Origin of the sequence: Streptomyces sp. NPDC017936, assembly GCF_044328485.1 — a bacterium.
GTDB lineage: Bacteria > Actinomycetota > Actinomycetes > Streptomycetales > Streptomycetaceae > Streptomyces.
In genome coordinates this window covers 748,539-766,014 of record NZ_JBIRHK010000001.1, presented here as the reverse complement: position 1 = coordinate 766,014, position 17,476 = coordinate 748,539, and the positions used below count along the sequence as shown (strand labels likewise).

Sequence of the window (17,476 nt, the reverse complement as noted above, 5' to 3'; positions counted from 1 at the left end):
ACGGGTCCGGCTCACCGGCTCCGGCACGGGGGGCGGCCGTCACCCGGTCGTCCTTCCCCGGCCGACGACGGCGGCCAGCCGCCGGTAGGAGTCCAGCAGGGCCCGGCGGTCATGGGTGCTGGTCGTGACCAGGACCTCCGCGGCTCCCGTCTCCTTCAGCAGGTTCTCCAGCTCGGCGGCGACCTGCTCCTGCGTGCCCGCGATGTGGCCGTCGAGACCGGCCTCGTAGAAGCCGCGTTCCTTCGCGGTCATCGCCCTGCGCTCGGCCTCCTCGGCGGGCGGCAGCGGCGGGAAGGTGCCGTGCGTGCGCGCGTGCGCCATCGACCAGGCCTCCGGCACCAGCAGCCGCCGGGCCGCCTCGGGCGTGCCGGCCACGGCGACGGTGCCGGAGACGACGACGTACGGCTCCGCCGCCCAGGGGGAGGGCCGGAAGCGGGCGCGGTAGTCGTCGATGCCGCGCCGCATCCTGTCCCGGTCGCGCAGGTCCCCGATGACCAGGGGCAGGCCCGCCTCCGCCGCGATCCGCGCCCCCTCGCCCATGGCCAGCACGAACGGCGGGACGGTCAGGCCCTCGGACGGCCGCGCGTGCACGCCCGTCGGGGAGGTGCCCCGGAACCAGCCCAGCAGCTCCCGCAGCTGTCCGGCGAAGTCCTCGGCGTCGTCCTTGTCGCGCCCCAGGGCCCGGCGCACGCCGCCGGTGAAGCCCACCGAACGGCCGAGGCCCATGTCGATCCGCCCCGGGAAGAGGGACTCCAGGACGCCGAACTGCTCGGCCACGACCAGCGGCCGGTGGTTGGGCAGCATCACCCCGCCGGTGCCGACCCGGATCGTGCGGGTCGCGCCGGCCACCGCCGCGGCCAGCACCGTCGGGGCGGATCCGGCGACGCCGGGCACGCCGTGGTGCTCCGCCACCCAGAAACGGTGGTAGCCGAGCCGCTCCGCCTCCCGCGCCAGCCGCACGGTGTCCCGCAGCGCCTCGGCGCCGGTGTGGCCCTCGCGGACGCGGGAACGGTCGAGGACGGAGAAACGGGCCGAGGCGATCACGGAGCTCATACAGGGTTCAACACCTGCCGTCCCGCGGGATTCCTCACCCCGGCCGCGGCGTCCGGTACGGCGTGCCGCCCCGGGGCCGGGCTGTCGCCGGGCCCCGGGAGGTCCATAGGGTGAGGAGGTGACCGAGACCAGCAGGCGGCCGATCGCCGTGTTCGACCTGGACAACACCGTCGCCGACACGGCCCACCGGCAGCGGTTCCTGGAGCGCACGCCGCGGGACTGGGACGCCTTCTTCGCGGCGGCGCCGCAGGACCCGCCGATCCCCGAGGGCGTGGCGATGGCCGTGGAGAACGCGCGCCGCTGCGAGGTCGTCTACCTGACCGGGCGGCCCGAGCGCTGCCGGCGGGACACCCTGGAGTGGCTCGAGCGGCACGGGCTGCCCGAGGGGCGCCTGTACATGCGCCGTGACGACGACCGCAGGCCCGCCCGCCGCACCAAGCTGGAGACCCTGCGCCGGCTGGCCCGCGACCGCGAGGTGCTGGTCCTGGTGGACGACGACGACCTGGTGTGCGACGACGCCGAGCGGGCCGGCTTCCCGGTCTTCCGGGCGCGCTGGGCGCTCCCGTCGGTCACGCTGCGGGTGGCGCAGGAGCGGGAGGGCCGCACCTGAGGGGGCCGTCGAGCGGCCGCCGTCACACGGGCCCCGTCACTCGGACTCCTCCAGGCGGAAGCCGACCTTGAGGCCCACCTGCCAGTGGGCGATGTCGCCGTCCTCCCCGATCTGGCCGCGCACCTGGGTCACCTCGAACCAGTCCAGGTTGCGCAGGGTCTGCGAGGCACGGGTGATGCCGTTGCGGATCGCCTGGTCCACGCCCTCGGGCGAGGTGCCGACGATCTCCGTGACCCGGTAGGTGTGGTTCGACATGCGGTGCTCCTCTTCGCGGCGGGCGGCGTCACGGGTTGTCACGCGTCACTCCACCGTGCCCCAAGCCGCGTCGAAGCGCGAGGCGCCGAAAGCGGATATTCCTATGTATCGGATGATATAAGGATCATGTTGTTGGGGATGTGGCTGCTGCGTCGGCACTCCGGCAGCCGCACCCGCGATCCGTGATTGGGGGTTTGTAGGCAACCATGCGGCCGTTCAAGAACGTGACGTCCCGGCAGGCGCCGATTCCCGTGGCGCGCGACCCCGTCCGACGGGAGGAGACGAGGGCGCGCTGGTACGCCCCCTTCTCGGTGTGCGTGGACCTCCTCGCCGCGGCCCTGCCGGTCGCGGCGGCGTTCGTCAAGGTCGACGAACCCCATCCGCTGCGGCTGGCGGCCGCGGCGGCGCTGCTGTGGCCGCTCATCGGCGTGGCGAGCAAGCGGTACACCCCCGCCGCCTGGGGCGACGGGGGAGGGCTGAGGGCGGTGATACGGGACTGGCTGGTCCTGGTCGGCGCCCTGGCGACGCTCCGCGTGGTCTGCGGTCTGGACAGCGTGCCGGCCGAGGCGTTCACCGCGCTGATCCCGGCGCTGGTGCTCACGGGCGTCTGCCAGAAGCTGATCAGCCGTCACCTGCTGGCCGCCCGCCGGGACGCGCGCGCCCTGCGCCACGTGGTGGTCGTCGCCGAGGCCCCGACGGTCGACGCCGTGGTCGAGCAGCTCGCCCAGCGCACCGACCACGAGTACGTGGTCGTCGGCGCCTGTCCGGTGGGCGAGGGCGAGGTGCGCTCCGGGGTGCCGGTGTGCGTGCGGCTGCCCTGCGAGCCGCCCGAGGTGCCCGAGGACGACGCCGTGGCCGTGCTCGGGGCGGCCGACGAACTCGCGGCCGACCTGGTCTTCGTCGCGCCCGGCCCGCACATGCCCGGTGAGCGGGTGCGCCGGCTGTCCTGGGCGCTGCACGACCAGGGCCGCTCGCTCATGGTGCTGCCCGGCATCGTCGACGTGTCCCGCCGAAGGGTGCGGCTGACCTCGGCGGCCGGCCTCACCCTGCTGCACATCGCGCCGCCGACGCAGCGCGGCGCGCACGCCGTGACGAAGGGCGTCGTCGACCGGCTGGGCGCCCTCGCGCTGATCCTCCTGTTCTCGCCGCTGCTGCTCCTGCTGGCGCTGGCCGTCCGGCTCGGCTCGCCCGGGCCGGTCCTCTACCGCCAGATCCGGGTGGGCCGGAACCTGAGGCCGTTCCCCATGTGGAAGTTCCGCACCATGGTGGTCGACGCGGACCGGCTCAAGGGCGGGCTGGAGGCGGAGAACGAGAACGACGGGCACATGTTCAAGATGCGCCGCGACCCGCGCGTCACCCCCGTGGGACGCGTCCTGCGCCGCTACTCCCTGGACGAACTGCCCCAGTTGTTCAACATCCTGTTCGGGCACATGTCCCTGGTCGGTCCGCGTCCCCCGCTGCCCGAGGAGGTCGCCAAGTACAACCGCGTGGAGCTGCGCCGGCTCACCATCAAACCGGGCCTGACCGGCCTGTGGCAGGTGAGCGGCCGGTCGGACCTGTCCTGGCGCGAGACGGTCGCGCTCGACCTGCGGTACGTCGACAACTGGTCGCTGGCCGGGGACATGAACGTCATGGCCCGCACCCTGCGCGCGGTGCTGAACGGACAGGGCGCCTACTGACGGCGGATGTGGCCCCTCGGGGCCACATCCTCCATCCGGGCACGTCTGCCGCCAACACGCCGTGATCACGGATGATCCGTCTCCGGGGACGTGAAGGATCGCGGGCGTGGACGTCTTGGGCCCTCCGGAAGGGACACCGTCATGGCACAGACACCAGCCGCACAGACACCGGCCGCGCAGACACCGGCCGTAGAGACTTCAGCCGTAGAGACTTCAGGCGCACGGACATCGGTCGCACGGACACCGGCCGACGCACAGGGCGCGGCCGCACGGGACCCGGCGCCGCGGAGCCCGTCCGCCCCCGCCCCGGCCGCGCGGACCGCGGCCGTGAGGGCGGCGACGGCACCTCCGGCGGCCTCCGCTCCGCCGCCCGCCGATCCCGCCGGCGCCACGGCGCACCGGCCCGTCGTGGCGCGCTCGCTGCGCGGCTTCACCGGCGCCGGATACGACAAGGGGCGCCCCCTGGCGGTCCAGGCCGCCTGGTTCGCCGCGCTCCATCTGCTCTTCGTGAAGTGGTGGTTCCCCGCCCGCTGGCGGCCGGCCCTGCTGCGCGCCTTCGGCGCCCGCGTCGGGGAGCGGGTGCTGATCCGGCGCGGGGTGCGCGTCCACTGGCCGTGGAAGCTGGACGTGGGCGACGACGTGTGGATCGGCGAGGACGCCTGGATCCTCAACCTCGAGCCGGTCGCGATCGGCAGCGACTGCTGCGTCTCGCAGAACGCGCTGCTGTGCACGGGCAGCCACCGCCGTCGTTCCATCACCTTCGAGTTCGACAACGCCCCCATCCGGCTGGAGCCGGGCAGCTGGGTCGCCGCCCGCGCGGTCGTGCTGCGCGGGGTCACCGTCGGCCGGGGCGCGGTGGTCGGCGCCGGCGCCGTCGCGCACCGCGACCTCGCACCGGGCGCGGTCCTGACGGCGGCCGGTCCGTCCGCCTCCGCCCCCGTGAAGGGAGCCACGGCGTGAGACTGGTCCACGTGGTGACGCTCGTCAGCGACGACGGGGCCTTCGGCGGCCCGACGAGCGTGGCCGTCGCCCAGCTCGAGGAGTGCGCCGCCCGCGGCCACGACGTGACGCTGGTGTCGCTGTGGCGGGGCAGGTCACGGGCCGCGGACCGCATCGGCGGGGTCCGTTTCGTCTCCCGCCCGGCGCGGAGCCTCGTCCCGGGCCGGGGACTGCTCGGACTCATGAACCCGCTGCTGCTGCGGGACCTGTGGCGGGCCATGGGGAACGCCGACGCCGTGCACGTGCACGCCGGACGCGACCTCGTCTCCCTGGCCGCGCTCGCCGTGGCCCGGCTGCGGCGCACCGCCTTCGTCACCCAGACGCACGGCATGGTCGAACCCCGCACCGGAGCCGTCGCACGGGTCTTCGACCGTCTGTTCGTCCCCCTGCTGCGCCGGGCACGCTGCTGTCTCGTGCTCACCGAGCGGGAGCGGCGCGCCCTGACCGCGGTGCTGGGCCCCGACGGGCCGCCGCTGGTGTCCCTGCCCAACGGCCTGCGCCCGGGCGCGGGCGCGATCGGCGCGCGGCGGCGCGGCGACCACGAGGTGATCTTCCTCGCCCGGCTCCACCCGCGCAAACGCCCCGAGGCGTTCGTGGAGATGGCGGCCCTGGTCCACAAGGAGTTCCCCGAGGCACGGTTCACGCTGTACGGGGCGGACGAGGGGTCCCTCCCGGCGGTGAACCGGCTCGTGGCGGACCGCGGTCTGACCGACGTGGTCTCCTACGGCGGCGCACTGGACCACTCCGCGGCGCTGGAGGCCTACCGCAGGGCCGCCGTGTACGTCCTGCCGAGCGTGCACGAGCCGTTCCCGATGACGGTCCTGGAGGCGCTGGCCGAGGGAACGCCGGTCGTCTGCACGGACAGCAGCGGCATCGCGGCCGAACTCGCCCGCAGGGACGCGGCACTGGTCACCGACGGCAGCCCGGAGGCCCTGGCCGACGCGGTCTGTCTCCTGCTCGCGGACGAGCCCCTGCGCCACCGCCTCGCCGACGCCGGCCGCCGCGCGATCGACGAGGTCTTCTCCATCGGCGCGGTGGTCGACCGGCTCGAGGACGTCTACCGGGGCCGGCCGGCACACGGATGACCCACGCACCGGGCCGCCGGCCCCCCGGTCCTGCCGTACGGGCAGGGGAGGGAGGGGCCGGCGGCCCGGGTGGGTCCGCGCGCCGGCCGCCGGCCGCCCCGGTCCTGCCGTGCGGGCAGGGCAGGGGCCGGCGGCCGCCTCGGCGGAATCCCGAACGGCACGGGGCGGTACGCGCTTGCGGACCGTCGGACGTCTTCGCGCTGCCGCGCCGGCGGAGCACCTGACGGGCGGGGGTCCACCGGCGGTGGCCCCCTGGGGCCCGCCGCGGTGGCGGCGGGCCCCAGGGGGCCGGCGGAGCGCGGGGCGGACGGCCGTCAGCGGGCCGGGGGGCGGCTCACGGTGCGGAGGATGTCCTCGAACCGGGACGCGCAGTCCTCGAGGGCGAACTCCCGCTCGGCGAGGGCGCGGCTCTCCTTGCCCAGCGACTCGGCGCGCGCCGGGTCGGACAGCACCTCCCGGACCCAGGCGGAGGCGTCGTCGAGCGAGGACTCCTCCGGGGGGAAGACCGCGGACCCCGCCTGCCGGAGCAGGCGCGCGGCCAGGTTGTCCGCGGGCATCAGACCGAGCACCGGGCGTCCGGCGCACAGGTACGACAGCGTCTTGGACGGGACCGAGAACTCACCGGCGTCCGCCCCGAGGAGGACGACGAGGAGATCGCCCGTGCCCAGCACCTCGGGCAGCCGCTCGTAGGGCTGGAAGGGCAGCAGGGTCAGCTCGACGCCCCGGGCGGCCGCGGCCTGCCGGAGGACGGGCACGGCCGGGCCGTCGTTGACGACGACCAGACGGACCGGGGAGCCCCGGTCCCGCAGCCGCTCGGCCAGCTGTACCAGCAGCACCGGGTTGTGCTTCAGCCCGAGCGTGCCGGAGTAGAGCACCGTCCGCACGCCGGTCAGACCGTGCTCGGCCGACCAGGCGTTGGCCCGGTCCACCGGCGCGATCTCGTCCAGCGGCGCCCAGTTGGGGATGACGGTGACCTTGCCGGCGGTGCCCCACTGCCGGTGGATCCGCACGAAGGACTCGGCGATCACCACGATGGCCGAGGCCCGGCGCGCCGACCACTTCTCGCCCGCGCCGAAGACCTTGGCGGCGACGCCCATGGACCGGGCGACGTCGGCGGCGGCGAAGCTCTCCAGCGCGACGGCGGTCACGTCCTGGTGCCACAGCACCCAGGGGATGCGCAGCCGTCCGAGCACGGCCGCCGCCACGACCAGCACCGGGATGGGCAGGTTGGACAGCAGTGCCACGTCCGGTTTCTCGCGCCGCACCTGGTGGGCCAGTTCGAGGCCCAGCAGGGTCTCCTGGCGGAGCCGGCGGAAGTAGGCCTCCTTCCTGAGCGCCGTGCCGTCCCCGATGGTGACGAAGCGCAGCCCCGGGGTGTCCCCGGCGAGGTTGCCCTTGCCGGAGACGTAGGCCGTGCAGGTCGAGTGGACGACGTCGTGGCCGCGGCGCGCCAGCTCCCGGCTCAGCTGGGCCTGGAACGGGTGGCCGCTGTAGTCGTGGACGAGGATCCTCATCGGTTCTCCCTGTCCCGGTCCCCGGTCGCGGCTCACTGCCGGGAGCGCTTGACCTGGTCGTAGACCCAGGCGTAGGTCTGCTCCAGGCCGTCGATGAGGGTGACGGACGGCTCCCAGCCGTGGATCTCGCGGATCAGGGTGTTGTCGGAGTTGCGGCCGCGCACGCCCTGCGGGGCGTCGAGCCGGTAGGTGCGCTCGCAGCACACACCCGCGATCTGCTCGACGATGTCCACGAGCTGGTTGATGGTCACCAGCTCCGACGAGCCGAGGTTGACCGGCACCGCACTGTCACCGTTCATGATCATCTGGCTGCCGTGCAGGCAGTCGTCGATGTACATGAAGGAGCGGCTCTGCAGTCCGTCGCCCCAGATCTCGATCCGGTGCTCACCGGTGACGACCGCCTCGGCCACCTTCCGGCAGACCGCGGCGGGAGCCTTCTCGCGGCCGCCGGTCCAGGTGCCGTGCGGGCCGTACACGTTGTGGTAGCGGGCGACGCGGGTGACGAAGCCGTAGTCCTCGGTGTAGTGCCGGCACATGCGCTCGGAGAACAGCTTCTCCCAGCCGTAGCCGTCCTCCGGCTGCGCCGGGTAGGCGTCCTCCTCGCGCAGGGCGGTGAGGTCCGGGTCGGTCTGCTTGCCGGCGGCGTACACGCAGGCGGAGGAGGAGTAGAAGTACCGCTCCACGTCGGCCCGGTGCGCCGCCTGCAGCATGTGGGTGCTGGTCAGCACCGACATCATGCAGGCGGCCTTGTTGTTCTCGATGAAGCCCATGCCGCCCATGTCGGCGGCGAGCATGTACACCTGCCGGGCGCCCTCGACGCCGGCTCGGGCGTTGTCCGGGAGCGACAGGTCGGCGACCACGTTCTCGGCGTCCTGGTGGACCTGGTACCACTCGTGCCGGGGCTTGATGTCGATGGAGCGGACGGTCATCCCCTGGGCGAGGAGGTCGCCCACGAGATGCCCACCGATGAATCCCCCGCCTCCGGCGACGACGACGTCGACCTGCTTGCTCATGCGCCAACTCCCTTGGGAATCACGGAATCTGATGTGCGGTCAGTGAGTCCGCCGCTGTGGACGCCCGTCCGGGCCCAGGCCCGGCGGAGACCTGCGCGATAAGCTATGCAGACTTGTCATGATTTGGGGTAATTGGCGCGCCGCCGATAACTAAGATCACCCGATGACCGTTTTCGGTGGCTTGTGCGAAGAAGTCAATGATGTGTGCGCGCCTGGAACGTTTTGCCAAGTTCGAGCGCTATATATCTTTCGGTGATGCTTCAGCCTGAAAAATCGCTCGGCAGAGAGGTCGGGATGCAGGACGCTCGCGTCCGCAGTGTGGCTGCGGTCACTCTCTGGGCCGTTGCGCTCACCGTCCTGCTGCCCGGGCTGATCCTCCAGTCGGACGACGTGCGGATGTCGGTCGCACTCGCGTTGCAGGGCGTCGTCGTGGTGCACAGCGGCGGTGCGCTCGCCCGCGTGCTCACCGCGCCCGCGGTGCGGGTCGTCGCCTTCGGCTTCTGGGTCTTCGCCTACATCTGGTTCGGCCTGGCGCCCCTGGCGATGCTCGCCGTCGACGCGTACCCGTGGCCCTACCGGCCCGACGAGACGACCGCGTTCGAGGCCGTCGCCGTGGTCGAGCTCGGACTCCTCGCCTACAGCGCCGGAACGGCCCTCGCCGCCCGTCGCCGGCGGGTCCGGGCGGCCTCCGTCCCGCCGGGGTTCCTGGAGCGCCTGCTCTCGCGCCGGGTCGCGCCCTGGCGCCTGATGGCGCTGTGCGGGTTCGCCCTCGCCTTCGCGGCACTGGTCGTCTCACGCCAACCGGGCCGCCTCGCCGCGTACTTCACCAGCCGGCAGGCCATCACCGAGGCCGCCGCGACGGGCAACGCGCAGGAGGCCTTCCTCCAGGTGCTGCTCAGCTGGTCGCTGTCCGTCCCCGCCTTCTGGGCCCTGCTCGGCCTGCTGCACCTGCCGCGCGTGCCGGGCGGCGACCGCTGGCTGCGCGGCCTGCGCTGGCTGCTGCTGCCGGTGCTGCTCGTGCTGAACGCCGTCGTCAACAACCCGATCAGCAAGCCCAGGTTCTGGGTCGGCACCGTGCTGCTGACGCTGGTGTTCACCGTGCCCCGGCTGTCGCGGCCCCGTGCCTTCCGCGCCGCGGCGGCCGCTCTCATCGCCGCGCTCCTGGTCGTCTTCCCCTACAGCGACTACTTCCGCTACAGCGACCGGGAGGACGTCTCCGTCGTCTCCCTCACGGACCAGTTCACCACCAACGGCGACTACGACGCCTTCCAGCAGGTGCAGACCGGCGTCGACTACGCGCGGGAGAACGGCTTCCACCCCGAGGACGCGCTCGGCCCCCCGCTGTTCATGGTGCCGCGCTCGATGTGGCCGGAGAAGCCCGAGGACACCGGCATCGCCCTGGCCCGGTTCGCGGGATACGAGTTCCTCAACCTCTCCGCCCCGCTGTGGATCGAGAGTTACCTGTGGGCCGGCCCCTTCGCGGTGGTCGTCGTGTTCTGTCTGCTCGGCGCGTTCGGACGGCGGGCCGACGACGTACGCCACCTGCTGCGCGACCGGCCGGGCACCCTCGCGGCACTCCTCGTCCCGGCCTTCGCCTTCTACCAGATGGTCTTCCTGCGCGGCAGCCTGCTCGGCATCGCGGGCCCGCTGACGCTCCTGACGGCCGTCCCGCTGCTCATCAGTGCCCGTACCGCCCGGGCATCCCGGCTCCCCTCACCGGCGGTGCCGGCCGCACCCATCCGTCACGCATCGATCCCTGGAACAGGAGGGCACCCGTGACCGGCCCCATCCCCTTCGACGACCGGTACGACGAGCCGGACCAGCTACGCGACCAACTGCGCCGGATCCTGCGCCACCGTGCCCTGATCGCGCTGGGAATCCTCCTGGGGGTGCTCGGCGGGCTGGCCCTGTCCCTGCAGCGCGCCCACACCTACTCGGCGACCAGCGAAGTCCTCGTGCGCTCCACCACCGACCCCTTCGGCGCGGTCGGCGTCTCCGCCGACAACCAGGTCAGCATGAGCACCGAGCAGCGGATCGCGGCCAGCGCGGCCGTCGCCCTGCGCGCGGCGCGCCTCCTGGGCCGGCCGGAGAGCCAGGCCGGCGCGCTCGGCGCCCGGCTGCGGGTCACCAACCCGCAGAAGTCCCAGGTCCTGCGCTTCGAGTTCACCGCCGGCGAGCCCCAGCGCGCGGCGCGCGGCGCGAACGCCTTCGCCGAGGCGTACCTCGCCGACCGCAAGAGCCGCAACGACGCGACCGTACGGCGCGCCACGCGCGGGCTGGACCAGCAGATCTCCGGGCTGAACCACCAGCTGGCCAACGGCCGGGCGTCCAACAAGAGCGCCGCGCAGAACCAGCTGTACAACCTGCAGAAGCGCCTCCTCGACATCAAGTCCCGCGACACCGACGGCGGTGACGTCGTGCGCGAGGCCTCGGCGCCCGCCCACCCGGCGGGGCCCGGCCTGCGCACCCTGACCGGCATCGGCGCGGTGTGCGGTCTCCTCCTGGGCATCGTGCTGGCCTGGGTGCGCTCCGCCCTGGACAACCGGGTCCGGTCGGTCGGCGAGGCGCAGGCCGCGCTGCGCGCGCCGGTGCTCGGCCTGCTGCCCTCCGACGACGGGGGAGACCACGCCCTGCTGACGGTCGGCCGTTCCCGCAGCCCCCGCACGGAGGCGTTCCGGGCCCTGGCCTTCCGGCTGCGGCAGACCGGCGGCCCCGCCGGGCCGGGCCGGGTGCTCGTCGTGGCGCCGCGGACCGTCGCCGACGCCGAGGAGGTCGCCGCCAACGTCGCCGCGGCCCTCGCCGAGGACGGCAGCGACGTGGTGCTGGTCGACACCGCCCCCGACAGCACCAGCCTCGCCGAGCAGCTGCCGCTGATGCCGTACGAGGCACCCACCCTGGAGGAGGCGTTCCTCCCCGCCGGCAGCGTCCTCGTCGACATCGACGTCGTCGGCCGGTTCGCCTTCTCCTCCGGCGGCGGCACCGGCTCGTACGGCCGGATGGCGTCCGTCGAGGGCCTCGCGTCCTCCGTGGTCGTCACGGGACCCTTCCTCGGGCACGCCGACGCGCTGGCGGTCGCCCAGCGCGTCGACGGCGTCGTCGTGGTCGCCGGGCTGAACCGCACCCGGCGGGACGACCTCCGGCAGATCCAGGAGCTGGTCGGCTGCTCCGGCGGACGTCTCCTCGGGGTCGTCCTCGACGCCGGGCGCCCGCACCGGCGCATGGGCGGCGTCCTGCGCCGCCGTCCGAGGTTCGGCTCCGCGTCGCACGGCGACCCGTCGGGCATGGCCCTTCCGTCGCAGGACGGCTCGTTCAGCGTCTCCCACCGGTGACCGCCGCCGAAGCGACCGCTCGTCCCCGCGCCGGGGCGTCCGCCCCGAGCGGGGTGGCCGCGACCGCGCGGGGCGGGTGGTGGGGGATGGCGGGTTCCCTCGCGAACGCCGTCTTCTCCTTCCTCCTCGTCGGCCTGATCACCCGGGCCGTCGGGGCGCAGGGGGCGGGAGCGATCTTCACGGGCGTCGCCCTGTTCACCATCCTCAGCAACACCTGCAAGCTCGGCGCCGACACCGGGCTCGTGCGCTTCGTGCCGCGCGACCTCGCCGTCGACGAGGGCCGCTCGGTGGACGCGCTGCTGCGCACGGCCGTCCTGCCGGCGGCCGTGGCCTCCACCGCGGCCGCCGTGCCGCTGCTGCTGTGCCCGCCCGTGGCCACCGCGCTCCTGCCCCACCTGCCGCCCGGGGACGCCGTCGCCCTGGTCCGGTTCTTCGGGCTCTTCCTGCCCGCCGCCACCGTGGGCGCGGTCCTGCTCGGCGCCACCCGGGGATACGGCACGGTGGTGCCGTTCGTCGGGGTGGAGCAGATCGGCAAACCGGTGCTGCGCGTACTGATCGCCGTGCCGGTGGCCTGGTACGCGCCCGGGGTGACGGCCCTCGCCTCGGCCTGGCTGCTGCCCGCGCTGGCCGGCTCCGTCGCCGCCTGGTTCTCCCTGCGCCGGTGCCGGGCCGGCCGCCCCGTTCCGTCTCCCCGCGGCGGCACGGCCGTGCCCTGGCGGGACTTCTGGGGCTTCGCCGCCCCCCGGGCGGTCTCCTCCGTCTTCGACATCAGCGCCGTCTGGGTGGGCGTCATCCTGCTGTCGGTCCTGGCCACGGCCGGCGAGGCCGGCGTCTACACCGCCATCGGCCGCGTGGTCACCGCGGGCACCCTCGTCCAACTCGCCGTCCGGCTCGCGGTCGCGCCGGAGCTCAGCCGTCTGCTCGCGCTCGAGAAGCACGGCGAGGCGCACGAGGTGCACCGGGTCTCGACCTGCTGGACCGTCCTCCTCTCCTGGCCGCTGTTCGTGCTCGTCGCCGCCTACCCGGGGACCGTGCTGTCCGTCTTCGGGCCGGAGTTCTCCGACGGCGCGAGGGCCCTGGTGGTGCTGTGCGCCGCCTCCATGGTCAACGTGGCCGTCGGCAACGCCCAGACCGTGCTCCTCATGGCCGGCCGCAGCTCCTGGCACCTGGCCGTCACCGGGGCGGCGTTCACGGTGCAGTTGACCGTCGGCGTGCTCGCCGTGCCCGTCTGGGGCGTGCTCGGCGCCGCGGTGTCCTGGGGCGCGGCCATCGTCGTGGAGAACCTCGCGGCCGCCGTGCTGATCCGGTGGCGGCTCGGTTTCAGGACCGTCGACCGGGGCTACGCGGGGGCGTTCGCCCTCGGCCTGGCCGTCTCCGTGGTGCTGGTGGCCACCCGTACGGCGGAAGGTGACACTCCGTCAGGACTCGCCGTCGGGATGGTCTTGGGAATGTGTGTATTTGGGATTACTTTGTGGCGATATCGGACGTCGCTACGGGTGAGCGAGCTGGTCGGAGTGCTGCGCCGCCGCGCCGCATGAGCCGGACCCGGTCCTCCCGTCCGGGCCCACCCCGTCGGCGTCACCCCCATGTCACTGCTATCCGGGGTGTCCCTTGCACCTGAGAAAACTCCGCACGAAGCCGGCCGCCAGGGTTGCCGCCACAGCCCTCGTGTGCTGCACCACCGCCCTGCTCGACGCGTCCCTCGCCGCGGCCGCCGACGGCAAGCCGTCCTTCTCCGCCGATCCGCTGGCCACCTGGCAGACGGACGGCATCGTCTGGTCGCTGGCCGCGGCGAACGGCGTCGTCTACGTCGGAGGAACCTTCGACAACGTCCGCCCGCCCGGCGCCGCCCCCGGTCAACAGCAGGTGAAACGGCGCAACTTCGCCGCGTTCGACGCCGTCACCGGCAAACTCCTGCCCTGCGCGCCCTCGTTCACCGGCCACCACCACACCGTGCGGGCCATGAAGGCCTCCGCCGACGGGCGGGTGCTGTACGTGGGCGGGTCCTTCAACCGCGTCGGGTCCACCGCCGTCGCCAACGCGGTCGCCTTCGACACGTCCACGTGCACGCTGAGCAAGACCTTCCGGCCGTCCGTGTCCGCCACCGTCCGCGCCGTCGAGCCGACGGACCGGGCGATCTACCTGGGCGGCGACTTCTCCCGCATCGGCGGGCAGCCCAGGAACCGGGTCGCGGCCGTGACGCCCCAGGGCGCCCTGCTGCCCTTCCGGGCGGACGTCGACCTCCCGGTCCGTGCCCTGGCGGCCGCGACCTCGCACGGACGGCTCTTCGTCGGCGGCGACTTCGAGTCGGTCAACGGCCAGGGGGCCCGCTCGCTGGTCACCCTGAACCCCACCAGCGGCAAGACGGTGCTGACCTACCCCAACTGGTTCCCGCCCCTGTCGTCGGTGAAGACCATCGCACGCGACAAGACCCGCTTCTACGTGGGCGCCGAGGGCCACGGGCCGGGCATCTTCGACGGGCGCATCGCCGGCCGCCTCACCAACGGCACCCTGGTGTGGAAGGACACCTGCCGCGGCGCCACCCAGGCCATCGTGCCCTACGAGGGCGTCCTCTACAGCGCCTCGCACGCGCACGACTGCGACGAGACGCCCGGCGGATTCCCCGAGCGCGGCGACCGGCAGCACCTGCTGGCCCAGTCGCTCGACAACCGCAAGATCCTGCACTGGTTCCCCGACACCAACGACGGGCTGGGCGAGCACGTGGGCCCCCGCGCCCTGGCGGTCTCGCGGGGCACCCTGTGGGTGGGGGGCGAGTTCACCCAGGTCAACGGCGCCGACCAGCAGGGCCTCACCCGCTTCGGGGCCCGTGACACCGGAGCGCCCGACGTACCCGTCCTGGCGGTGTCCGGCACCGGCCCCGGTGCGGTGACCCTCACCTGGCGCGCCTCCTCGGACCGCGACGACGCGTCCCTGACGTACCGGATCTACCGCGACGGGAAACTCGTGGCACAGCAGACGAAGACGTCCACCTACTGGGACATGCCGAAGATGAGCCACACCGACACGGCGCCCCCCGGCAGCCACCGGTACGCCATCGAGGTGACGGACGGGACGAACACCTCGCCCAGGTCCGACGCCGTGACCGTGACCGTGCCGCCGAAGACCGACCGGACCCGGGCGGCGGGTGGTCCGCGGTGACACGCATCGGATTCGCGCCCGGGGTCTACGACCTGTTCCACATCGGCCACCTCAACATCCTGCGCGAGGCGCGCCGGCACTGCGACCGGCTCGTGGCCGGGGTGACCTCCGACGACCTCACCGCGCACCTGAAGGGCCGGGTCCCGGTCGTCCCGCTCGCCGAGCGCCTGGAGATCGTCCAGAGCGTGCGCTACGTCGACGAGGTCGTCGTGGAGGCGGAGGTCGACAAGCTGAAGACGTGGAAGCGGATCGGTTTCCACGTCATCTTCAAGGGCGACGACTGGCGGGGAACGCCCAAGTGGGAGGAGTTCGAACGCCGCTTCGCCAAGGTCGGCGTCGAGGTCGTCTACTTCCCCTACACCATGCACACCTCGAGCACCCTGCTGCGCGGCGCCCTGGAGCTGCTCTCCACCCGCCGGCCGCCGGAGATCCCCTCAGCGCAGCTCGCGGAACCACTTCACCAGGAAAGCGGCCATGAACACGACGTGGGCCAGCAGCAGCGCGCAGTACACCGTGAGGAAGACCTGCTGGCTTCCCAGGAGTAGGAAGCTGATGCAGGTCAGGCCGTAGTCGACCGGCAGCAGCAGCACGGAACGCAGCGCCGGGGGCGACCCGGCCGGAACTTCGCCCGGCGTCCGCACCTTGAGCTTCTCCGTCAGGATCCCGGCGAAGAAGATCACCACGGCAGCCAGCTGGAAGACCATCGGCGCCAGCTGGAAGGCCGGGTCGGGCAGGTCGAAGAACCGGTGGAACGACACCAGCACCACGAGGTGGAGGGTGACGATCTTGACGCAGTCGAGGACGTGGTCGAGCCACTCGCCCGACGGGCTCCCCGAGCGCTGCCCGCGCGCCAGCTGACCGTCCGCCGAGTCCAGCGCGAACCCCACGACCAGGGCCGCGCCGACACCGGCCGCCATCCCCGGACCGGGCGGCAGCAGGGCCACCGCGGCCAGCGCCGGGAAGGTGAACAGGGCGCTGAGGACGGTCAGCTGGTTCGGCGTCGCCCCCACGCCGTGGGCCAGTGCGGCCAGTACCCGTCCGGCCGGGCGGTTGACGAACCGGGTGTAGAGCGAGACCCCCTTGGCCGGCTTCTGAGCCGCCGACAGCTGTCTGAGCATCATGGCGAATTCGGTCATTTGCATCCTTTGATGACAAATCCTTGGGAAAGAAGGCAAGTATGGCAGAACGGGAAGGCGGGAAGTCTCGTGTCAGCCGTCGGGGATGGCTGCGCGGCGGCGCGACGGTGGTCGCCGCGACAGCTCTGACCGCGCACACCGCGTCCGCCGCCATGGGACCGGAACGCGCCCCCGACGACCCGCCCGGACCCTCGGGAGGCGGCCGGCGCCGTTCCGCCGGCCAGGTGCCCCTCGTGGTCAACGTGGCCGACATGGGCGCGGTGGGCGACGGACGGACCGACGACACCACGGCGTTCGAGATCGCCTACTCGCTGGCGGCCTCGCGGGTCGTCCGCGGGGTCGGACGCACGGTGATCGAGATTCCCGCCGGCGAGTTCCTCATCACCCGCCCGCACGCCCTGCTGAACGGCGCCGCCCCGCTGCGCTCGGCCAACGGCCTGCGCATCAGCGGGGCGGGCAAGCGCATGACCACCCTCGTCTTCCGGCCGGCCGACGGGCCGGGCTCCTACCTGTGCCGCAACGAGGACGTCTGGTCGAACCTGTCCTTCGAGCGCATGCAGTTCCGCTCGGCCACGCCGGGCGCCTCCTTCTTCAGCTCGTACTCCACCGGACAGGCGCAGGACTACCGGTTCTCGGAGTGCGAGTGGATGGGGGAGTGGGAGTTCGGGCTCGCCCTGGACGGCACGGACACCAACTCGGAGATGCGCTGGGAGGCGTGCCGGGTCGGCGGCAGCTACCGCCGGGCGTTCCTCTACTCGGGCCTGTCGCGCCGCCGGCAGACGGATCCCCACGAGCAGGACCAGTTCCTCAACTACTGGTTCACCGACATGAAGGTCGAGTACGAGTGGGGGAACTTCCTGGAGTTCCCCTACGGCGGTTCGATCACCTGCCGGGGCGGCTCCTACATCATCACCGGCACGCGTCCGCGCGGCACGCGGGAGTACGGCACCAGCAGCACGTTCTTCCGCTTCCCCGTCGCCCAGCACCACGACTCGGTGCAGCGGTTCCACGCGTCGGACATCCGGTTCGAGGTGCGCAACCCCGACGCGCGGATCATCGACTGCGTGTGGAAGAGCGGAACGGTCCACTTCAGCGACTGCGACGACACGAGCATCGCCTTCAAGGACTTCTCCGCCGACGTCCGGCCGCACCGCTACGCCGTGGGTCCGCGCGGACCGCTGATCCGCTACGAGTCCTGCCAGCTGGTGGGCCGTCACGAATACCGGACGACGGTCCCGCCGGACTCCCTGCCGACCCTCGCCCGTTACGACATGTGTCTGCTGCGCAGCCATCCGGCGGGCGAGTTCGCGATCGCCGAAGGCGCCGAACGGGCCGGCTTCGTCACCTTCGTCGACTGCCTGGACACGACCGCCCCCGACGCACCCGCGCCGGGCCGGCCCGACGGCCCGGTCCCGCCGGACGCGCCGGCCCCGCCGGACGGACCCGTCGCGCCGGGCGGCCCGGCGTCGTCGACGGGCACGGCGCCGCCCGCCGGCACGGCGCCGGCGCCGCCCGTGCCGCTCACGCCGCCGACACCGCCGATGCCGCCGGCCGGCGGGAACGCCGCGCCCGGCCCGGTCCCGGCGCGCTGACACCCGTCGCGGGCCGGCACGACCCCGCCGGCCCGCGCCGGGCCCGGCCGTC

General features: G+C 73.3%; 14 protein-coding genes and 1 pseudogene. 10 read left to right on the top strand and 5 right to left on the bottom strand.

The annotated features are described in order from the left end of the window. Positions 1–39: 39 nt before the first annotated feature. Complete coding sequence (locus ACH4F6_RS03180; RefSeq protein WP_397958106.1) at positions 40–1,053, bottom strand: LLM class flavin-dependent oxidoreductase; 1,014 nt, start codon at positions 1,051–1,053, stop codon at positions 40–42. A 118-nt stretch (positions 1,054–1,171) separates the two neighbouring features. On the opposite strand from ACH4F6_RS03180, the gene ACH4F6_RS03175 reads away from it, so the two are divergent. Beyond that, entirely contained in the window at positions 1,172–1,663 is a 492-nt protein-coding gene (locus ACH4F6_RS03175) for an HAD family acid phosphatase (protein ID WP_397958105.1), read from the top strand. 36 nt (positions 1,664–1,699) lie between these two features. Here the strand turns inward: ACH4F6_RS03175 and ACH4F6_RS03170 are convergent, their stop codons facing one another. Then, the gene (locus ACH4F6_RS03170; RefSeq protein WP_397958217.1) at positions 1,700–1,918 is read right to left on the bottom strand and encodes a dodecin; all 219 of its coding nucleotides are present in this window, start codon (positions 1,916–1,918) and stop codon (positions 1,700–1,702) included. Positions 1,919–2,235: 317 nt separating this feature from the next. Between ACH4F6_RS03170 and ACH4F6_RS03165 the strand changes: the two genes are divergently transcribed. The 3 genes from ACH4F6_RS03165 (at position 2,236) to ACH4F6_RS03155 (ending at position 5,681) form a co-directional block, all read left to right on the top strand. Continuing rightward, on the top strand, positions 2,236–3,597 hold the full coding sequence (locus ACH4F6_RS03165) for a sugar transferase (protein WP_397958216.1): 1,362 nt from the start codon (positions 2,236–2,238) through the stop codon (positions 3,595–3,597). Positions 3,598–4,005: 408 nt separating this feature from the next. Then, positions 4,006–4,557: a DapH/DapD/GlmU-related protein gene (locus ACH4F6_RS03160; RefSeq protein ID WP_397958215.1), complete on the top strand. Its 552-nt coding sequence runs from the start codon at positions 4,006–4,008 to the stop codon at positions 4,555–4,557. Then, positions 4,554–5,681: a glycosyltransferase gene (locus ACH4F6_RS03155; RefSeq protein WP_397958104.1), complete on the top strand. Its 1,128-nt coding sequence runs from the start codon at positions 4,554–4,556 to the stop codon at positions 5,679–5,681. Before ACH4F6_RS03160 ends, ACH4F6_RS03155 begins: the two co-directional genes overlap by 4 nt. A 314-nt stretch (positions 5,682–5,995) precedes the next feature. On the opposite strand, the gene ACH4F6_RS03150 is transcribed toward ACH4F6_RS03155, so the two are convergent. Together ACH4F6_RS03150 and ACH4F6_RS03145 are read right to left on the bottom strand one after the other, a co-directional pair. After that, positions 5,996–7,195 (bottom strand): glycosyltransferase family 4 protein, encoded by a 1,200-nt coding sequence (locus ACH4F6_RS03150; RefSeq protein WP_397958103.1) that lies wholly within the window; start codon positions 7,193–7,195, stop codon positions 5,996–5,998. Between the two features lie 32 nt (positions 7,196–7,227). Further along, the gene (locus ACH4F6_RS03145; protein ID WP_397958102.1) at positions 7,228–8,208 is read right to left on the bottom strand and encodes an NAD-dependent epimerase/dehydratase family protein; all 981 of its coding nucleotides are present in this window, start codon (positions 8,206–8,208) and stop codon (positions 7,228–7,230) included. A 318-nt stretch (positions 8,209–8,526) separates the two neighbouring features. Between ACH4F6_RS03145 and ACH4F6_RS03140 the strand changes: the two genes are divergently transcribed. From ACH4F6_RS03140 to ACH4F6_RS03120, 5 genes and pseudogenes are all read left to right on the top strand, one after another. After that, entirely contained in the window at positions 8,527–9,987 is a 1,461-nt protein-coding gene (locus tag ACH4F6_RS03140) for a hypothetical protein (protein ID WP_397958101.1), read from the top strand. Beyond that, entirely contained in the window at positions 9,984–11,537 is a 1,554-nt protein-coding gene (locus ACH4F6_RS03135) for a hypothetical protein (RefSeq protein ID WP_397958100.1), read from the top strand. The genes ACH4F6_RS03140 and ACH4F6_RS03135 overlap by 4 nt, the downstream gene beginning before the upstream one ends. An 86-nt stretch (positions 11,538–11,623) precedes the next feature. After that, the gene (locus ACH4F6_RS03130; protein ID WP_397958099.1) at positions 11,624–13,075 is read left to right on the top strand and encodes an oligosaccharide flippase family protein; all 1,452 of its coding nucleotides are present in this window, start codon (positions 11,624–11,626) and stop codon (positions 13,073–13,075) included. A 130-nt stretch (positions 13,076–13,205) separates the two neighbouring features. Then, positions 13,206–14,696: a fibronectin type III domain-containing protein gene (locus tag ACH4F6_RS03125; protein ID WP_397958098.1), complete on the top strand. Its 1,491-nt coding sequence runs from the start codon at positions 13,206–13,208 to the stop codon at positions 14,694–14,696. Beyond that, positions 14,693–15,112 (top strand): annotated as a pseudogene (locus ACH4F6_RS03120) (adenylyltransferase/cytidyltransferase family protein); the annotation flags it as partial. The gene ACH4F6_RS03125 and the pseudogene ACH4F6_RS03120, both read left to right, overlap by 4 nt. 18 nt (positions 15,113–15,130) lie before the next feature. Here the strand turns inward: ACH4F6_RS03120 and ACH4F6_RS03115 are convergent. Then, complete coding sequence (locus ACH4F6_RS03115) at positions 15,131–15,832, bottom strand: CDP-alcohol phosphatidyltransferase family protein (protein ID WP_397958097.1); 702 nt, start codon at positions 15,830–15,832, stop codon at positions 15,131–15,133. Positions 15,833–15,873: 41 nt separating this feature from the next. On the opposite strand from ACH4F6_RS03115, the gene ACH4F6_RS03110 reads away from it, so the two are divergent. Further along, positions 15,874–17,424 carry a glycosyl hydrolase family 28-related protein gene (locus ACH4F6_RS03110; protein WP_397958096.1) on the top strand — a complete coding sequence of 517 codons (1,551 nt, stop codon included), beginning with the start codon at positions 15,874–15,876 and terminating at the stop codon, positions 17,422–17,424. The last annotated feature ends 52 nt before the right edge of the window (positions 17,425–17,476 follow it).

Excerpts from the sequence above, each read along its gene's own strand:
- ACH4F6_RS03150 (WP_397958103.1), bottom strand. The coding sequence starts at position 7,195 with ATGAGGATCCTCGTCCACGACTACAGCGGCCACCCGTTCCAGGCCCAG.
- ACH4F6_RS03180 (WP_397958106.1), bottom strand. The coding sequence starts at position 1,053 with ATGAGCTCCGTGATCGCCTCGGCCCGTTTCTCCGTCCTCGACCGTTCC.
- ACH4F6_RS03170 (WP_397958217.1), bottom strand. The coding sequence starts at position 1,918 with ATGTCGAACCACACCTACCGGGTCACGGAGATCGTCGGCACCTCGCCC.
- ACH4F6_RS03110 (WP_397958096.1), top strand. The coding sequence starts at position 15,874 with ATGGCAGAACGGGAAGGCGGGAAGTCTCGTGTCAGCCGTCGGGGATGG.
- ACH4F6_RS03115 (WP_397958097.1), bottom strand. The coding sequence starts at position 15,832 with ATGACCGAATTCGCCATGATGCTCAGACAGCTGTCGGCGGCTCAGAAG.
- ACH4F6_RS03130 (WP_397958099.1), top strand. The coding sequence starts at position 11,624 with ATGGCGGGTTCCCTCGCGAACGCCGTCTTCTCCTTCCTCCTCGTCGGC.
- ACH4F6_RS03145 (WP_397958102.1), bottom strand. The coding sequence starts at position 8,208 with ATGAGCAAGCAGGTCGACGTCGTCGTCGCCGGAGGCGGGGGATTCATC.